The organism is Lyngbya sp. CCY1209 (genome assembly GCF_055795065.1).
This window is the reverse complement of the sequence record NZ_JAYFER010000053.1, coordinates 1-927: the sequence shown is the minus strand read 5'-3', so window position 1 is coordinate 927 and position 927 is coordinate 1. Positions and strand designations below refer to the sequence as shown.

Sequence of the window (927 nt, the reverse complement as noted above, 5' to 3'; positions counted from 1 at the left end):
GTCTTTTTGGAGAAAGAGAGAAAACGCATCGCCGCCGCCAAGCGGGTTTGGCAACAGTCCCAGTGTCAGCTACAGTCAGCACAGAAGATGGTATCTCAGTTTCAGTCTCAGTTGGATGGCATTGTGGAACGCATCGACCGTTTGAACAAGGAACAGAATCAGCAACAATTGCAGAATCTGCAATTACAGTTGGATGAAATGAATCGGAAAATTGAAAACTTAACCAATCAGCAATCACAGCAAGAAACGAAAATTATAGAAGCTATCAAATCTGAAATAAAGCCGATTTTATCAGAAGTGCGAGAGATTTCCATCGTGTCTAAATCTTCTGGTTTCGATTATAACCAACTCAAAATATTTTTGAAATCTGGCAACTGGAAAGCTGCTGACGAAGAAACGGCTCGGGCAATGTTAGAGGTTGCAGGACAAACACAACGGGGATATTTAGATTCAGATGATATCAAAAACTTTCCCTGTGAGGATTTGCGAATTATCGATGGTCTTTGGGTCAAATACAGTAACGGACGCTTCGGGTTTAGTGCCCAGAAGCAAATTTACATCAACTCTGGGGGAAGGCTCGATGGGAGCTATCCAGGTGATACAATATGGTATTGGTTTGCTGACAAGGTAAGATGGCGAGTGAAGGGGTCGTGGTTGTCATTGTCAGATGGCACATTTTCAATGAGAGCCGAAAAGGGCCATCTCCCGTTAGAAGTGTGCGTTATTTTTATGATTTCTACTCAAGTCATTTGTATTATTGATCTCTTATCTCGCGTCGAGACTTGTAATCTGTAGCACATAACACCTTCAATTTATAAACCAAACTATCTCCTAAAGCACTGTTATGAAATGTCCGGTTTGTGAAACGGAATATACGGAAAATGAGGTCGAAACCTGTGCGGTGTGTGGCTATGACCTGACACCTCT

Annotated in this window: 1 protein-coding gene; it reads left to right on the top strand. The window is 42.3% G+C overall.

From position 1 onward, the window contains the following. The coding region (locus AC0QHF_RS00285) for a GUN4 domain-containing protein (protein ID WP_324702193.1) at positions 1-795 on the top strand (795 nt) is incomplete at its 5' end. Between the last annotated feature and the right edge of the window lie 132 nt (positions 796-927).